19 protein-coding genes are annotated in these 16,044 nt (G+C 68.0%); 7 read left to right on the top strand and 12 right to left on the bottom strand.

Annotated elements, in window-relative coordinates; all coding sequences use genetic code 11:
- Positions 1-3: 3 nt before the first annotated feature.
- On the bottom strand, positions 4-1,263 hold the full coding sequence (locus ACFOD9_RS12270) for an exonuclease SbcCD subunit D C-terminal domain-containing protein (RefSeq protein ID WP_379510403.1): 1,260 nt from the start codon (positions 1,261-1,263) through the stop codon (positions 4-6).
- A 161-nt stretch (positions 1,264-1,424) separates the two neighbouring features.
- Here ACFOD9_RS12270 and ACFOD9_RS12265 point away from each other — a divergent pair, with 161 nt between their 5' ends.
- Complete coding sequence (locus ACFOD9_RS12265) at positions 1,425-3,065, top strand: hypothetical protein (RefSeq protein WP_379510402.1); 1,641 nt, start codon at positions 1,425-1,427, stop codon at positions 3,063-3,065.
- Between the two features lie 7 nt (positions 3,066-3,072).
- On the opposite strand, the gene ACFOD9_RS12260 is transcribed toward ACFOD9_RS12265, so the two are convergent.
- The 5 genes from ACFOD9_RS12260 to ACFOD9_RS12240 form a co-directional block, all read right to left on the bottom strand.
- A complete protein-coding gene (locus ACFOD9_RS12260; protein WP_379510401.1) occupies positions 3,073-4,026 on the bottom strand; it encodes a tellurite resistance TerB family protein in 954 nt (317 codons plus the stop codon).
- Entirely contained in the window at positions 4,019-4,441 is a 423-nt protein-coding gene (locus tag ACFOD9_RS12255; RefSeq protein WP_379510400.1) for a hypothetical protein, read from the bottom strand. The genes ACFOD9_RS12260 and ACFOD9_RS12255 overlap by 8 nt, the downstream gene beginning before the upstream one ends.
- Before the next feature lie 38 nt (positions 4,442-4,479).
- A complete protein-coding gene (locus ACFOD9_RS12250; protein WP_379510399.1) occupies positions 4,480-4,659 on the bottom strand; it encodes a hypothetical protein in 180 nt (59 codons plus the stop codon).
- Between the two features lie 11 nt (positions 4,660-4,670).
- Entirely contained in the window at positions 4,671-4,955 is a 285-nt protein-coding gene (locus ACFOD9_RS12245; RefSeq protein ID WP_379510398.1) for a hypothetical protein, read from the bottom strand.
- 573 nt (positions 4,956-5,528) lie between these two features.
- Positions 5,529-6,161, bottom strand: a complete 633-nt coding sequence (locus ACFOD9_RS12240) for a recombinase family protein (protein ID WP_379510397.1) — start codon at positions 6,159-6,161, stop codon at positions 5,529-5,531.
- Between the two features lie 128 nt (positions 6,162-6,289).
- Here ACFOD9_RS12240 and ACFOD9_RS12235 point away from each other — a divergent pair, with 128 nt between their 5' ends.
- Positions 6,290-7,771 carry an ADP-ribosylglycohydrolase family protein gene (locus tag ACFOD9_RS12235; protein WP_379510396.1) on the top strand — a complete coding sequence of 494 codons (1,482 nt, stop codon included), beginning with the start codon at positions 6,290-6,292 and terminating at the stop codon, positions 7,769-7,771.
- A 21-nt stretch (positions 7,772-7,792) separates the two neighbouring features.
- Here the strand turns inward: ACFOD9_RS12235 and ACFOD9_RS12230 are convergent, their stop codons facing one another.
- Positions 7,793-7,960 carry a hypothetical protein gene (locus tag ACFOD9_RS12230; RefSeq protein ID WP_379510395.1) on the bottom strand — a complete coding sequence of 56 codons (168 nt, stop codon included), beginning with the start codon at positions 7,958-7,960 and terminating at the stop codon, positions 7,793-7,795.
- 80 nt (positions 7,961-8,040) lie between these two features.
- Between ACFOD9_RS12230 and ACFOD9_RS12225 the strand changes: the two genes are divergently transcribed.
- Positions 8,041-10,233, top strand: a complete 2,193-nt coding sequence (locus ACFOD9_RS12225; protein WP_379510394.1) for an AAA family ATPase — start codon at positions 8,041-8,043, stop codon at positions 10,231-10,233.
- Positions 10,234-10,307: 74 nt separating this feature from the next.
- Here the strand turns inward: ACFOD9_RS12225 and ACFOD9_RS12220 are convergent, their stop codons facing one another.
- Positions 10,308-10,961 (bottom strand): outer membrane protein, encoded by a 654-nt coding sequence (locus tag ACFOD9_RS12220; RefSeq protein ID WP_379510393.1) that lies wholly within the window; start codon positions 10,959-10,961, stop codon positions 10,308-10,310.
- A 294-nt stretch (positions 10,962-11,255) separates the two neighbouring features.
- On the opposite strand from ACFOD9_RS12220, the gene ACFOD9_RS12215 reads away from it, so the two are divergent.
- The 3 genes from ACFOD9_RS12215 to ACFOD9_RS12205 are packed head-to-tail and all read left to right on the top strand — an operon-like array spanning position 11,256 to position 12,819.
- Positions 11,256-11,945, top strand: coding sequence for a hypothetical protein (locus ACFOD9_RS12215; protein ID WP_379510392.1), 690 nt, complete (start codon positions 11,256-11,258; stop codon positions 11,943-11,945).
- A 3-nt stretch (positions 11,946-11,948) separates the two neighbouring features.
- Positions 11,949-12,380: a hypothetical protein gene (locus ACFOD9_RS12210; protein WP_379510391.1), complete on the top strand. Its 432-nt coding sequence runs from the start codon at positions 11,949-11,951 to the stop codon at positions 12,378-12,380.
- Between the two features lie 10 nt (positions 12,381-12,390).
- Positions 12,391-12,819: a DUF3883 domain-containing protein gene (locus ACFOD9_RS12205; protein ID WP_379510390.1), complete on the top strand. Its 429-nt coding sequence runs from the start codon at positions 12,391-12,393 to the stop codon at positions 12,817-12,819.
- Between the two features lie 15 nt (positions 12,820-12,834).
- Here the strand turns inward: ACFOD9_RS12205 and ACFOD9_RS12200 are convergent, their stop codons facing one another.
- Positions 12,835-13,146, bottom strand: a complete 312-nt coding sequence (locus ACFOD9_RS12200) for a hypothetical protein (RefSeq protein WP_379510389.1) — start codon at positions 13,144-13,146, stop codon at positions 12,835-12,837.
- 72 nt (positions 13,147-13,218) lie between these two features.
- Here ACFOD9_RS12200 and ACFOD9_RS12195 point away from each other — a divergent pair, with 72 nt between their 5' ends.
- Positions 13,219-13,716: a hypothetical protein gene (locus ACFOD9_RS12195; RefSeq protein ID WP_379510388.1), complete on the top strand. Its 498-nt coding sequence runs from the start codon at positions 13,219-13,221 to the stop codon at positions 13,714-13,716.
- 261 nt (positions 13,717-13,977) lie between these two features.
- Here ACFOD9_RS12195 and ACFOD9_RS12190 read toward each other — a convergent pair whose 3' ends face one another.
- The 3 genes from ACFOD9_RS12190 to ACFOD9_RS12180 form a co-directional block, all read right to left on the bottom strand.
- The gene (locus ACFOD9_RS12190) at positions 13,978-14,421 is read right to left on the bottom strand and encodes a YbjN domain-containing protein (RefSeq protein ID WP_379510387.1); all 444 of its coding nucleotides are present in this window, start codon (positions 14,419-14,421) and stop codon (positions 13,978-13,980) included.
- A gap of 88 nt (positions 14,422-14,509) precedes the next feature.
- Entirely contained in the window at positions 14,510-14,716 is a 207-nt protein-coding gene (locus ACFOD9_RS12185; RefSeq protein WP_379510386.1) for a hypothetical protein, read from the bottom strand.
- A 200-nt stretch (positions 14,717-14,916) separates the two neighbouring features.
- Entirely contained in the window at positions 14,917-16,017 is a 1,101-nt protein-coding gene (locus tag ACFOD9_RS12180; protein ID WP_379510385.1) for a bifunctional DNA primase/polymerase, read from the bottom strand.
- Positions 16,018-16,044: the final 27 nt, after the last annotated feature.

Here is a 16,044-nt window from a genome sequence, read left to right as displayed (position 1 = left end):
GACTCAGGCTTCCCCCTCGGCGATGTTGTCCATGTGCTGGGCCTCGACCAGCAGCTCCGCGAAGGCCCGGGCGAGGTCTTCCGCTGGCGGTTCGCCGCCGAAGCGCTGGGCATGGAGCGAGGCGAAGACGGCTTCCGGCATCAGGTCGGCAAGGTCGGTGGCGGACAGGGACGCGGGCGCGCCCTCCGCGCTGCCGGCGACCTGGCGGACAATCCGGGTGAGGCGCAGCGGCTTGTCAGCCAAGGCGGCGTGGATGCGCGCCTGGAGGTGCGGCTCGGGGCCGGTGACCAGGACGTTGACCTCCAGGAAGGGCGTGAGCTCGGGCGCGAGGCTATCGTCGAGTTCCAGCGCCTCGATCAGGCCGACCACCTCGTCCAGCGGCTTTGCGCCGGTTTCGGGCACGGCGAGGAAGGGGACCGGGCGGGGGATCAGCACCTCGCGTACCTGCGCCTCGCCTTCGCTCCGTTTCTCTGGGGAAACCTCCAGCACCGTGATCGAGTGTCGGTAGGGGCGCTCGGTGGCGGAGAGGGGGAAGGGGGAGCCGGCATAGCGGACGAGGCATTCCGCGGCGATCTGCTGGGGCCGGTGGAGGTGGCCGAGCGCGACATAGGCGGCGCGCGGGTCGAACAGGCTGGCCGCTTCCGCCTCCTGCCCGCCGACCACGATCCGCCGTTCCGACAGCTCGGACACGGCTCCGCCGGAGACGTGGAGATGGCCCGAGAGGATCACCGGCAGCCCCTCCGCCCGGGCAAAGGCGGTGTCTGCAACGCGGGTGTAAAGCTGCTGCAACGTCTCTGCACCGAGATCGCCCGGCCGGCAGAACGGCACGGCGGCGAGCCAGGCGGCGGTTTCGCCGTCCGCGCCGGCGAGGGGGACCAGCAGCGTCTCGGCATCTGCCTGTCCATCACGCCGGGGGAGCGAGCCGACGAGCCGCACTTGCCCCTCGCCGAGGAGGTGACCGGGCAGTTCAATCTTGCCGGCGCTGTCATGGTTGCCGCCGAGGATCACGACCTGCAGGGCGGGCCGGCGGCGGCAGGCTTCGTGGAGGAAACCGTAGAGCTGGCGCATGGCCGAGACCGGCGGATTGGCCACATCGTAGACGTCGCCGGTGACGAGCAGGACATCGGCCGACTGCTCGTCGAGCTGGTCGAGCAGCCAGGCGAGGAACAGCCGGTGCTCCGCCTCGCGCGGGTGGTCGGCCAGCTCGTGGCCGAGGTGCCAGTCGGAGGTGTGGACCAGGGTGGGCGGGGCGGAGGTGGGCATGGGCGTGGTCATTGCCGGGCATAGTGGCGAGGACAAGCGTCAGAAGCGGTCGCAGGTGAGCGCGGACGGTTTGCGGCGCTTGTTTCGGCCGAACGGCTTTGCCAGAGCTCCGCGGGATGACTTGGTAGGGGGCTGGCGTGAAGGCGGGATTGCGGTTCGTTATGGGAAGGCTGGCGGTGTTCGTGCTGTTGGTCGCGGCCCTGCTGGTGTGGAACAACCGGGCCGACCTGGTCGCGATGGGGCGCCGGGTGGCGGATCCACACGGCCATGCCGAGACGGTGACCGGGATCATGGCGGACATGAAAGCGCTACCCGGGGCGGTCCGAGCGGGTTCGGTCCAGCAGCTGCAGGCGATGCACGGCAAAGCCTTGGCCGACGTGAGGCAGGCCGAGACGGAACTGTCGGCCTACGATGCCGCGCATCGTGGCCTGCTCGCCCGGCTCAACCCGCTGGCGCGCCTTGATCCGCAGCGGGGATGGATTGCGCTGCGGCTCAAAGCGGGGAGGGAGCGGGCCGAGGTGCTGGGCGTAGCGCTGCAGGCTGCTCGACAGGAGGCTGATGCGTTCCCGTCGCTGGAACCAACCCGAGCGGCGGCAAACGCGGCTGCGCGCGCCTGCAACAACGCACGCGAGAAGGTCAAGGCGTTCGACAGGGATCACCGTGATCAATCCTTCCGCGGGGCGGTTGCCGAGTTGTTGACCGGGAAGAACAAGCTAGATCGGAGCAACCTGTACGCTGCCTACAAACGCTCATGTGCCGACGCGCGCGCCAAAATGGGCTGGTACAATAGCGCCCGGGATGCCCTGGCCAAGGCTCGGGCACTGCGCCGGCAAGCGGAGGACGGGGCGGCGCAGGCGGTGGCCTGGTTCGGCGGGGCCGGCCGCGCCGAGGCCGAGCGCAGCCTCAGGGCGCAGCTCGGGCGGGTCTGGGCCGACCAGCACATGACCAGTGTGCTGTGGCGCGCGGTGGGTGCGCTGGCGCTGATCATAGCCACGCCCTACTTCATCCGTACCCTGTTCTACTTCGTGCTGGCGCCTTGGGCCGAGCGTCGGCGAACGATCCGCTTGCGCGTCCCCGGCAGCGGCGGCGCTCCAATCTCCCCCGCGCCGCCTTCGGCGGTGTCGGTGGCGGTGGTGATCTCGCCGGGCGAGGAACTCCTGGTGCGCGAGGGCTTTCTCCAGTCCGCCTCGCTGGGTGGGGAAAAGCGCTGGCGGGCGCTGCTTGACTGGCACCACCCCCTGGCCTCGTGGATCACCGGGCTGGCCGGGCTGACCCGCCTGCGCGGGGACGGGCAGAGCGCGACCATTTCGGCCCGCGCCGATCCCTTCGCCGAGGTGACCGAACTGACCCTGCCCGAGGGGGCCGCGCTGGCGCTGCACCCGCGCGCCCTGGTGGCGGTGGTGAAGCCAGTGGGTCGCCCCCTCAGGATCACCAGCCATTGGCGGCTGCTGTCGCTCAACGCCTGGCTGACCCTGCAATTGCGCTTCCTGGTGTTCCACGGCCCGGCCCGGCTCGTGATCCAGGGCTGGCGCGGGGTCCGGGTGGAACAGGCGGGCCCGGGCCGGCTGTTCGCGCAGGATCAACTGGTGGGCTTCAGCGCGGACCTGGCCTATTCGGTGATCCGCAACGAAACCTTCGTGCCCTACCTGCGCGGCCAGGTCTCGCTGCTGCGCGACCGGGTCGACTCTGGCGCGGGGGTGCTGGTCCTCGAGGAAGCGCCAATGGCCCTCCGTCGCGGTGGACCGGTGCGGCACGGACTTGAGGGAGCCTTCGACGCTGCCCTCAAGGCTTTCGGGATGTAGCGGGGGTTCAGTCTTTGACCTTGGCTCGCACTGCCTGGGCCGCCTCCGCCAGCCTGCTCGCGAGTGTCTCGCCCACGCTCTTGGCCGCGCTGCCCAAGGTCGAGGCGGCTTCCCCCGCAACGGTCCCCGCCGCCTTGGCCGTGTCGACCAGGCCTTCGCCGGCCTTGGCCCAGCTGAGGCGGTTTTCCTCTTCGAACAGGCGTTCGATGGCTTCGAGGGCGAGTTCCTCGCGTTCGTCCAGCCGGCCGTCGGCCATGGTCAGGTCGCGCAGGAACTTCATCAGTTCGGCCTGCATGGCCGGGGCGTTGCAATCGGGGTTGGCGGCCTGGAATTCGGCGAGGTTGCGGGCGAGGGTCTTGATCCGGGTGTCGTCGGCGCGGGGCGTGAGGGCTTCGAGGGCGCGGGTGACGTAGGCCGGGTCGAAGCCCCAGTCGTGGACGAAGTGATCGGCGATGCAGGCGAGTTCGCTGCCGTCGATCCGCCCGTCGATGGCGGCGACACGCAGGGCGAGGCTGCCGAGCAGGTCGATCAGCGCCGCGCCGAGGACGTCGATGGGCGTGTTGATGTATTTCGGCACGGTGTCGACGAATTCGCCGGTCTTGCCGGAGAACCACTTGCTCGCCCCGTAATAGCCACCACCGGCGACGACGGCCGCCGCGACGACCCACCCGACCGGCGTTGCCGCCGTGGCGAGGCCGAGCATGGCGGCAAGACCCGTGGGCGCGAAGAAGGTACTGGCGACAGCCGAGGAGCCGGCGATGGCTGCGCCGGTGCCCGCCGCGCCGGCGGTTTCGGAGATGGTGAAGAGGTTCTTCTTCAGGCGCAGCAGGGCGTAGACATCCTCGCCGATGCGCAGTTGCTGCTTGAAGCGGAGCGGATCGGCGACGACCTGCTCGAGGCCTGTGGCGTCGAAGGTCAGGGCTTCGGCGGGGGCGGGGGAGGGGGAGGGGGCCTCAGCCATTGGCGAGGGCCGCATCGAGCTTGGCTCCGAACAAGGCAATCTGCTTTTCGATCGCGCTGTTCTGCATGTCGACCAAGGCGCCTTGGCTGATCATGAAGGCCGTCAAAAGCGGACCCAGCAGCGGGGCCAGGACGAGCCCGAGCAAGGGCACGGAGCCGAGCAGGAAAGTCACAGTCAAACCGACCAGTGCGCCCAGTCCCGTGGCCGGATAGCGCTTCAGCAGATCGAGCACGAAGGCGAGGATCTTGCGGCCGATCTCGATGATCTTGCCCGCAACTTCGGTGGTGGTTTCCAGCAGCTTGCCCATCAGCACCTTGGCATCGGCCGGCATGGCGATGCGGTCCAGCTGGCCGGCGAGTTCGCGCCGGGTGGGGGTCTTGTCCCAGATGATTTCGACGGCGGATACGTCGTTCACGATTGGCCCCCTCAATTATTTCAAGTCATGCGTATCGATCAAAAGGACGAGGTCAACAAGTTGCCGATGGCATTTAGCAAGACCATCGGCGTCAGCAGGATGACCAGTGCCGCACCGAGCGCCAGCACGACCAGGCCGAGGGCCAGGCGGCGCAGAGGCGCCGACCACAGCAGCAGCAGGCCGAGCGCCGCGAACACCCCGTAGCCGAACACCGTCACGACGAGTTTTCTCAGTCGCGCCCGATCCGGGGGACCCCGGCGGAGCCGCCGCTGCTTCCCGGCAGGCCGAACAGGTACACGAACAGGGCGACCAGACCGGCGAAGGCGGCGAGGCCGAGGACGATCATCATGACGATAGGCACGACGTACATCATCAGCAGGCTTGCCCCGGCCATGACGACCAGCGCGCCGGCCCATTGCGCGAGGCGCAGCACGACCTGCCCGGGGCCGACGATCAGGACGGCGATGATGAAGGCGGTAATCACGAAGGCGATGAGCATGACGGTTCCATCCATCTGGCGACGAGGCAGAGCTTGGCGTCAGGCCGGGTGAAGTAAAGAGGTCCGCCAAAACCTGCGACCGGTCCTGTCGCAAGTGGCCGATAGCAGGGCGTCAGCAGAAGGGAGCCACACGATGACAGGCAAGTTCGATCCCACCCGGGGGCAGAGCTTCACGGTGGAGGACGGGGTGGTCGTGGCCGAATACTATCACTTCGGCGAAGACGTGGACTACGAGTTCGCCGTGCAGGTGCGGTTCGGCGCCGAGGGCAGGCGCAGCTGGCCAGCCTGCTCGGCCTGGCCTAACAGCCGACGCCCGAGGCCTTGGCCGGCCTGCTCAAGGCGCGGATCGTCACGCACTACGCCGTGCGCGACTGCGCTGACGAGCATGGCGTGGCCTATGAATACCGGCGCGATCTCCAGCCCTGAACGGCCCCATTTCCTGGATTCATGCGCGGGCGGCTTGTCGGGCGGCGGACAAAAAAGAGCGACAACCTGTCAGCTCGCCAGGACGCGGATTCCCGGCGCTTTCTTGTTGTCAGGAGGTTGTCGAGACAGGCTGCGAGTTGTCGCAAGCCTGTCGGCGGCTTGTCAGGAGTTTGTCGGGAGGGCGAGGAACTTGCGCAAGGCGTCGGCGGTCCATTCCTTGCCCGTCGGGGTTGGCAGGCCCTCGGCGTTGAGGGTCGCGGCAATGGCGGGGTTCTTCGCCCCGGTGGCGGCGAGATCCAGCGCGCGGGTGCGGGCGGTGGCGGCGCGGGCGGGCTTGTCGGCCATCCAGCGCTGGTGGTCGTGGCGCCAGGCGCTGAAGTGTTCGGCCGGGTCGTAGGGGCCGTCGTCCAGCGGGAGGTCGCGGGGCCAGACCGGGTCGAGCCGGAGGCCGAGGCGGGTGGCTTCGGCGTGGAGCGCGTCGTTGCGGCGCCAGCCTTCGAGCACCTTGAAATCGACGTAGAGCACCCTGGCGTGCTGGTCGCGGCACAGGGGGGCGATCTGTTCGAGGGGGCCGCGGATGAACTCGGTGCCGCGGTCGGGCTCGGTTTCGAGGAAGGCCACCTCGTGGATGAGGTCCAGGCCGTGCTCGCGGGCATGGCGGCGGCAGGCTTCGCGCTGGTAGCGGATGGTGCGGCTGCGGCGGGCGGCCTCATCGACGTCGCCCTTGCCGATGTCGGTGAAACCGGCCCAGGGCGCGGGCAAGGTCCAGTAGAAGCCGATGGCCTTGCGTTTCATGCGTCTCCCTCCCCCGCCGCCTCGATCCGGAAAATCCCGAGCAGCCCCCAAGGGGCCACCGATCCCGGTTATCGCGACGTCATTGCCGTAGATCGCGGTGAAGAAGCAAGGTTGAAGGAGATCTGTTTATGCGCACCAGCCTGACCCACCCGATTGAAATCGCGACCATTTCCGCGGGCACCGGGGCGACTGCGAGCAACTGGGGCCGCGTGGGCCTGACCTTCTGCCCCGGCAAGCATCAGGCCAGCGCCTTCAGCGGGGCCTGGGCGCGCGACCTTGGCCTGGATCTCGACGCGGTGGCCGCATGGGGCGCGGCCGCCGTGGTGACGCTGGTGGAGGATCACGAGTTGGCTGCGCTCAACGTCGAGCGGATGGGAGAGGCCGTGGCCGACCGGCACATGGCCTGGTATCACCTGCCGATCCCGGACGTGACCGGGCCTAACGCCACCTTCGAGGCCAAATGGCGGCGCCATGGCCCTGTCTTGCGCGGTCTGCTGCAGGCGGGCTTCGACGTGCTGGTCCATTGCAAGGGAGGGCTCGGCCGCGCCGGGACCATTTCGGCGCGGTTGCTGGTGGAGCTCGGGTGGGAGCCCGCCGCGGCCATCGCCGCCGTGCGCCGGGTGCGCCCGGGCGCGATCGAGACGACGGCGCAGGAGCGGCACGTGCGCGCGCAGGGGCCTGTCGCCGAGGCGCTTCCCGACACCTCGCTGGACGCCATGCGCCGCCGCGCGCAGGGGGCCTTCCTCGGCCTCGCCGTGGGCGATGCGGTGGGCACCACGCTGGAGTTTACCCGGCGCGACGCCCAGCCCCGGCTGACCGGCATGGACGGCGGCGGTCCCTTCCGCCTCAGGCCCGGCGAATGGACCGACGACACCGCCATGGCGCTCGCGCTGGGCGACAGCCTGGAGACCTGCGACGGCCTCAACGAGGCCGACCTGATGCGCCGATTCGTGAAGTGGCGCGACGAGGGCGCCTATTCCTGCACCGGCATCTGCTTTGATATCGGGGTGACCACCAGCGCCGCGCTCAGCCGCTTCCAGCGCAACGGCGATCCGCTGGCGGGCTCGACCGATCAGCAGAGCGCGGGGAACGGCAGCCTGATGCGCCTCGCGCCCGTTGCCGTCGCCTCCTTCCGCGACCGCGAGCGGATGCGCGACTGGGCCGAGCGCCAAAGCCGCACCACTCACGGCGCGCCCGAGGCGATAGACGCCTGCATTGCCTTCGCCGAATGCCTTGCTGACGCGATCAATGGCCTGCCGCGCGATGAGGTGCTGGCACCGCGCTCCGGTGGATGGTCGGGACGGATCGCACCGATCATGGCTGGCTCGTGGCGCGGCAAGCGCCGCGCGGAGATCCGCGCAAGCGGCTATGTCGCCCACTCGCTCGAAGCCGCACTGTGGTGCGTCGCTCGCACCGGCACTTTCGCCGAGGCGGTCCTGCTCGCCGCCAACCTGGGCGAAGATGCCGACACCACGGCGGCAATCACCGGCCAGTTGGCGGGCGCCCTCTACGGGGTGGACGGCATCCCGGCCGAGTGGCGCGAGCAGGTTGCGCTGGGAGCGCGGATCGAAGCCGTGGCCGGGCGGCTGTTCGACCAGCGCGACACCTGAATCGGGATGGTCCGTACCGGGCTATTGATCGGCTTCGGGCAGGACCGCGAGGCCTTCGAGGAACCGGATTGCCGGGGCGATCAATCCCTCGGCAAACTCCCGCTGATCCTTGACCTCGCCCCGCACGAGCTGGGCATAGGCGTGCCGCAACTGGGCAATTTCGAAGAGCAGTTTCTGGCGGCTGATCATGGGGTGATGGTCCTGTCCGGCGAGGCCGCTTTCCCGGCGGGCCCGCGCCGGCACTGTTGCCCCGGCGCGGGCGGGGCGCAATGGTCCCCTGCATTGCCGTGCCCCCCTACGACCGAATCAGTCGCAGTTGCGGGCTACCTGCCGATCTCTTCAGACGAAACGGAGTGGCAGGCATGGCGGATGAACGGAAGCGGCGGCAGTTCTTTTGGGCGGAGAGAGGGGTCGCGCTTTCCTTCGGCGAACTGGGCCAGGGTTCGGAAGGGTGGGCGGAGCGCGAGGTGCTCCTGGTGGCGCTGCGGCGGCTGATCGCGCAGTGCCGCCAGGAGGGCAGTTTCGGAATGGCCAAGGCGCTGTTCCATTTCCTGCGCAACAATGCCCGGAGCCTGGCGCTGGACCTGCCGGCGCAGGCCGCCGAAGTCGAGGACTTCGACGAGCTGCCACGGGCGGAGCGGCGGGCCGTGCTGGCGGCGATGGCCGAGGCCTTGCCTGCGGCGCAAGACGGCCCCGCCAGTCCGCTGGACCGCCGCGTCGATTTCCTCATGCGCACCATGGCCCTGGAGGTGCCCGATGGGGCGATACTGGGCCTGATGGCGCGGCGTTCAATCTACCATATCTGGCAGAAGCTGGCCGAGCAGATCGCCAAGGCTGAGGGGATGTGCAACGTGCCCGCCGTGTCGTTGATGCTAGGGATTTCCGAGGCGGATGCCTATCGGGCCCATTCGTCCAACGGCAACCTCATCCTCCGGGGCCTGGCGGAGGAGGATGGCAACAACAACGGCATCAGCCTGCACCTGCATGACTTCATCGTGGAATTCCTGCGCAGCGATGCCGTGACCGAGGCCGACATGTTGGCCCGGCTCCTGCCGGTGGCCCCGGCCACGCCGCTGCGGGACGAGGACTTCGCCCATATGCGCGATGACCTGGACCGGGCGCGCAGGCTGGTGGGAAAGGCCCTGACGACCGGGGCACGGGTCAACCTGTTCCTCTATGGGCCGCCCGGCACCGGCAAGACCGAGTTCGCCCGCCTGGTCACGAACAGCCTTGGTGCGACCACGGTGTCGGTTGGCGAGGCTGACGATGTGGGTTCCGAACCGACACGCGCCGAGCGCATCGCCCACCTGCGACTGTGCCGCCGCCTGCTGGCGCGGCCCGCGGCCACCGTTCTGCTGATCGACGAGGCAGACGACCTGTTCACTTTCGGCATCGAGAAGCGCGGCTCCAAGCTGTGGCTTAACCGCTTCGTCGAGGAGGGTAGCGGGCCGCACGTGTGGATCGTGAACGATCCGGCGATGCTCGGCGAGCCGGTCGTACGGCGGATGGACATGGCGATCGGTTTCGAGTTGCCGCATACCGCCGCGCGGCGCGACATCGCCCGGCGCATGGTCGAACGGGCCGGGGACGCGCTGGCGCTGGCCGACGAGGATGCGGGCCGGCTCGCCGACGATCTTGCCGGCCTCGGGGCGAGCCCGGCGATCATCTCGGCCGCCCTGCGCAGCGGAGAGATGCTGGGGGAAACGGCCGGGGGCGTGGTTACCTTGGCGCGCGATCTGGCACTTGCTTCGGGTCGCCTCGCGCAGGGTGGTCGGGAGGTGGTTGGGGCCGCGTTCGATCCAGCCCTGTCCGCAGCCGATTGCGACCTGGCGGACCTGGCTGCACGACTGACCGCCAGCCCCCGGCCCTGGTCGCTGCTGCTCTCCGGCCCACCGGGCACCGGCAAGTCGGCCTTCGCGCGGCACTTGGCGGAACGCGCCGGGATCGACGTGATCGCCGTTTCCGGATCGGACCTGCTGCGGCCCTATGTCGGCGAGACCGAGGAGCAGATTGCCCACCTGTTCGCCCGGGCCGAGCGGCGCGGGGCGCTGCTGCTGGTCGACGAGGCCGACAGCTTCCTGTTCGCGCGCGACATGGCGCTGCGCAGCTGGGAGGTGTCCATGGTCAACGAGATGCTGCGCCAGATGGAGCGCGGCCGCATCCGCTTCGTCGCCACAACCAACCGCGCCCCCGCACTCGATCATGCCGCCGCCCGGCGCTTCACCCTGCGGGTCGACTTCGCCCCGCTCGATGCAGAAAGGGCACGGGCGCTCCATGCCGCCACCTTCGGCCGGCCCGCCCCGTCCGCGCTCGACCGGATCGGCGGCTTGACCCCCGGGGATTTCGCCCAGGCCCGCCAGCGCGCCGAAGTATTGGGCGTGGACGACCCGACGCTGCTGGTCCGCTGGCTGGCCGAGACCGTGGCCGCGCGCGACGGCAGACGGGCCAAGCTAGGGTTCTGAAGCCAGGACTGGAAGCAGGAAAAAGAGCGCCGCGGTGGCCGCGGCGCCCTTCAAGTTGCCCCTCAGGAGCGGGATCAGAAGCGGTAGGAGATGCCCACCGAAGTCTTGCTGTTGCTGACCTTGATACCGGTCACGCCGAAGTCCTGGTCAAGGCCGGCGCTGCCGTAGTCCGAAACGGTGAATTCGGCGCGGACGGAGACGTTCTGGACCAGACCGGTTTCGATGCCGCCGCCATAAACGAAAGCGCCGTGGTGGCGACTGTCGGCGAACTGCGTGACGCCGTTCTGCTGGGCGCTTGCCTTGAAGCGGGTGTTGGCATAGCCGGCCTTGGCATAGAGACCGGTGCTGCCGCCGACGACGACGCCGAGGCGGGCGGCGATCGAGTAGGTCTCGCGGGCCTTGATGCTGGTGCCCACTGTGTTGCCGCCATTGGCGGCCGACAGCGAAATTCCGGCGCCGCTGTAGTCGAAGCCGGCTTCGAGGCCGACGAAGGCCGAGGGGGCAAGCGGCAGGTCATAGCCGGCGTAGATGCTGGCGCCCTTGCCGTTGCCGCTGATGCCGTCGGCCGAGACGCTGGTGCCGCTGATGTTCAGGCCCTGGGCCTTGACCTCATAAGCATCGTGGTTGCCCTGGACGCCGATGTAGGGGCCCGCGAGCGGAGCGGCGAGCGCGGCCTGCGCACCGAAGGCGACCGGAGTGGCGGCGAGAATCGCGAAATACTTCTTCATGGTTTCCCTCAATTGTTGACCGCCGAGGAGTTTTGGTCGGCGGAAAGCGGCCCTCTATAAAGAGAGCGCGAAGATGGGAAGAAATAACACCGATTGTACAATCGATATTATTCGTGGCACGACCAGTAATGTCGCATCAATTTATAATGCAATGGATTTAGTTATGCACTCGCGCTGACGACAACCTGATACTTTGAAGTATCGATTGAAACCTGATTCTGAATTGACGTCCAGTTCTGTCGCATGACTGTTTGGTGCTTTCGTCCAACGCCCTCACCCGCTAGCCTGCCGGCCATGCCCCACCGTCACCCCGCCGGCCACCCGCTCCACCCCGACAGCCTCAAAGAAAAGCAGCGCGCGCTGCGCGACGGCTTCCCGACGCCGCTGACCTTGCGGGTGCACCGCGCGCTCTCCTGGTTACGCCGGGCCGAGGACGAGGCGAATGACGGCGACGTGCGCTTCATCCTGCTGTGGATCGGCTTCAACGCGACCTATGCCGGCGACGTGGGCCTGGCGCTGGGCGCGGAAATCCAGCGCGAGCGCGACCTGTTCATGCGCTTCTTCACCACGCTGGTCGCCTTCGATGGCAAGCACCGAATCTACGACATGGTCTGGCAGCGCTTTCCCCAGGAAATCCGCGTCCTGCTAGACAACCGCTACGTCTTTGCGCCGTTCTGGCACCACCACAATGGCGTGGCCGGCTTCGCCGACTGGCGCGACCGGCTCGAGCGCGACCGCCTGGCGATCAACTCCGCGCTCGCCCGGCACGACACGGCGACGATCCTCTCGATCCTGTTCGGCCGGCTCTATGTCCTGCGCAACCAGCTCGTCCACGGCGGCGCCACCTGGAACTCCAGTGCCAACCGCAACCAAGTGCGGGACGGAACGGCGCTGCTCGGGTGCCTGCTGCCGCTGTTTGTGGACCTGATGATGGACAACCCGGCGTTCGCGTGGCCGATGCCGAACTATCCGGTGGTGGAGTAGTCCGTGCTGGCGGATGCCTGGAGCGACCGGGAGATCGATCTCATCGTGGCGGATTATTTCGCCATGCTTACCGACGAACTCGCCGACGTGCCCTTCAACAAGGCGGAACACAACCGCGCGCTGCAGGAGCTGACCGGGCGCAGCAAGGGCTCGGTCGAGTTCAAGCACCAGAACATCAGCGCGGTGATGCTCGGCCTCGGCCAACCATGGATCACGGGATACAAGCCGGCGGCGAACTTCCAGAACGCGCTGGTTGACGGTGTGCTGCGCTGGCTCGAAGCTCGCGCGGACTGGTGGCAGCCAATGGCTCGGCGGCGCGGCCTGTCGGTCGGCGAGCAGGGCGCAACCCTCGGCCATGACCGGTTGGGCCCGGATGCCCCTTCATTGTGGATCGGGCCGCCGCCCACCCAGCGCAACGAACCGCCCCCCCATTGATCCTGCGTTCATGACGGCGATTGGCCGCAAATACGACGTGGCTGAACGCGATGCCCGCAACCGGGCCTTGGGCAAGGCGGGCGAGCAACTGGTGCTGCAGCACGAAATCTCGACGTTGCGTAGCGCCGGGCGAGACGATCTGGCCGACAAGGTGCGCTGGACGTCAGTTCAGGACGGCGATAGCTATGGTTTTGATATCCTTAGCTTCACCTCGGATGGCCACGACCGCCTGATCGAGGTCAAGACCACCAATGGATGGGATCGGACGCCTTTTCATATCAGCCGCAACGAACTGGCCGTTGCCGAAGAACGCCGGGAACACTGGCAACTGGTGCGGGTGTGGGACTTTGCTCGAGCGCCCAAGGCCTTCGCGCTTCGCCCGCCCCTGCAAGCCCATGCCGAACTCACGCCGACGAGCTTCCTGGCGGCGCTGCGCTAGTTCGCCAGCGCAAGGTTACGCGGCGACGGCCTCTCCCGTGATCGCGGGCCGAACGAATTCGGCCGCCATCCGCACCGCTTCATTGCTGTTCAGCCCGTGCGGCCCGCCGCTGAGGTGCGGCACCACCGCGAGCGGCACAACTCCGGAGGTAGCAACGTGCATCCGCTTGGGCCGCCCGTTGACCTCGAAGCGGTGGGGCGCCGGCATTTCGTCCGTGCCGGTGACGGCGAGGAAATCGGCGAGATGGGCGAGGCCGGTGCCGATGACGAGGCGGGGGCGGCAGCGGTCGATCCACTGGCGCATCACGGCGAAGCGGGCGCCGCGCATCCACTCCTGGTATTCGGCCTTGGTGGCGAAGCCTGTCGCCTCGACTGCGCCTGCATCCCACGCGCCGACATCGTGGAAGGGTTCGGGAAACAGATTGCCCTTGAAGTAGCCTGTCGAGCCCTGCTCGAACGGGCGGGCCTGCTCGGCGAAGGCGCGGTACTCGGCCGGGTCGTGTCCTTCGAGCGCGGCGAGCAGCTTGAAGGCGTTGCGGTTGTAGGGCCACCCGAGCTGGAGACCGATCTGGTAGCGGGCGAGGCGCGGGTCCGGCGGGGTGTCGCGGTCGTCGGCAGCCTGGTCGGCCAGGCTCCAGCCCGGTTCGATCCCCAGAAGCCAGACCGAGGGTCGCTCCGGCGTGCCGGGATCGCCGCCGTCGCAGGTTTCGAGGAACCGGGCCGGGTCCTGGACGCGGCGCGGAAGGCTTCGGCCGCGGGGGAAAGCTGGCTCATTCGGATTCCTCAGACATATTCATGCCGCCCATGCGGGCTGCGGCTGCACGAGCCCGACGAGGCGCTCGACGAGGTGTGTCCGCAGTGCATGCAGGCGTACCGGCCGCCGTGCTTGGCGATGTAGTGGTGGGCCTTGAACGGGCTTGCGCTGCAGCCGCCGCTTGATGCACTGCCGGACGTGTGGCCGCAGAACTTGCACAGGTATCCGGCAGGCCCTTCCGCGATGTAGACGTGCGAGCGGGAGGGTGAGCGGGAACAGGACCCGGACGAGGCTGACGAGGACCGGTGACCGCAGATACTGCAGATATACTTCATTGTTCCTCCTGATAGGTCGTGTGGCGCTTGTGGTGCAAGGCCTTGTTCTTGAAGCGAAGTGCTGGGTAGGCTAAGCCACCGCCGCCCCACTGCCGTCGCCCAGGCGTTCGCACAGCACGTCGTCCTCGTCCTTTTCGCGCAGGGCGATCCGGAAGATCTCCGCGAAGCTGCGCAAGACGCGGATGAACTGGCGGCGGTCGAGCCCGTCGCGGCACGGGAGGGCGTACTGGCCGAAGAACCGGCGCAGGTCGGGGTCGAACCAGAACTGGACCATGACGAGGCTGGAATTGCACAGGTTGGCGAGGTGCAGGACCTCGACGTCGTCGGCCTCGGGTCGAACGGGCCAGCATGTCCGCAGGGTGATGCGGCCGGGGTCAGGCTCGTGCTCCACCCACAGCGGCACGTCGAGGCCGGTGACGTAGAGGTTCTCGCCGCCGGTCAGAGTCCAGTCGATCACGGCGTCGTCGAGCAGACCGGACAGGGCTTCGATGGTCACGCCTTCCTGGGGAATCATGGGCATTCTCCTGATGGGGTCGAAATGTGGGAGGCGATAGGCGCGGCGCCGGTTGCCGGGATGTTCAGTGCGGACCAGACATGGGGCATCATCGCCGCGCGCTCCGACCGCGCGAGGGCAGGCCGCCGCGCCGCCGGGCGAGCGCCTCGCCGAGCACCCGGTCGACCGTGTCGCGCGCCGAGACCAGCACCGGGTCGTCGCCGTGATCGGGATCGTCGAGCGGGGCGATCATGGCCTCGTAGAGCGCCTCGATCTCACCGGCGGAGAAGGCATGGCGCCGCGCCACCCCGGCCATGACGTGGCACAGCCCGTTAACGTGGCCGCGACCATCAGCTGCACCACGTCGGCGGTGACTTCCTCGTCCTCGGACGGCGGCACAAGCGAAGGGTGGATAAGGGGCATGGATGGCATAGCGAATCTCCTGCTATGTGGCCGGCAGATGATGCAGCGGTGATGCGACAGAAACGGGCGCAGCCGGCGAGAGCGTGCCCGGCTTCAGAAGGGCGTCGGGTGGTCGCTGTGACCACCAATACTAATAACACTTGGGGTTGCCGGGGTGTGGGGGGTAGCCGGCCCGAACCGATAGGTCGGCACACGACCGCGCCATCCGTCACGAATCAACCGGCCGGTCGCGAGCAACGCGTTGCGTGCGCGGGCGAGGCGCTTCACGCTCCACGGCCGGTCCGACATCGTGGCAGCCATCGCGTTCGCGACGAAGAAGGTATTCCGCAAACCGTAATGCTCGCGAACCAAGCGGATCAGCAACAGAAGCGCGTCAGGCGAGTCATGCAGCAGTCCGTCAATGGCCGAGTGCGGAATCGGAGCAAATTGTCCCTTGCCTACCCAGTTGCGCCCCTCCGACTGGTACCGCCACGCGCTGGCGACGGTCTTGGAAACCTCTGCATCGGACAGCGGCGGCAGCAGGGTACTGCGGTTGTAGGCAGCAGCTCGGGCGCCAAGTTCGCTCAGGTCCCTGCACGTAGGCGCCTCGGACAGGCAGAAGGAGAGCAGGGCTACGTTGCGGTTACCTTCAGCTACCCGCTCGAGGCTGGCGGCGGGCGGCACCAGCAGTGCTGCGCCCGCCCGCCGCGGGCGCAAGGTATCGCCGGCCGAGGAGTTCCTCCATGCCTTTTCGGCGATCACCGGCAGATCGTTTACGGCAGAAAGGTCCCCCTCGAGAAAAGTGTAGACACCGCGTTCGGTCCGGGACGGCGGCGCCACCACAAAGCCGTTCCCAAGAACGTCAAGAGGCAGCCCCTCAAAGCGGGTCTGCCGCTTTTCGCCCCTGTGACGGTACCACACGTGGTGCCCGCCGCTCGGGGACCTTGCGATGATCGGAGACACTCCAAAGCGACTAAGCACCATTTCGAGCAACTCCGGCTCCGTGCTGTCGATGTCGATCACCGTGATCGATGATCCGCGCCCACACCAGAACCCCATCCGCTCGGAATTTCCGTGCCGTGCGATCAACTTGGAGGACGCCTTAGGAGTGAAGTTGCCCGCATTCTTTACGACCGGCCGCTTTTCGATAGCCGGGAGCAGGGCGATGCCGGCCTCGGCATAGAGAGGCTGCCAGTGGGCGAAGGAATTCTGCATGGTTCCGTCCTCGTCGGGTTGGGTGAC

The organism is Novosphingobium bradum (assembly GCF_042646485.1).
GTDB classification, from domain to species: Bacteria; Pseudomonadota; Alphaproteobacteria; order Sphingomonadales; family Sphingomonadaceae; genus Novosphingobium; species Novosphingobium bradum.
This window is presented reverse-complemented; position numbering and strand designations above follow the sequence as displayed.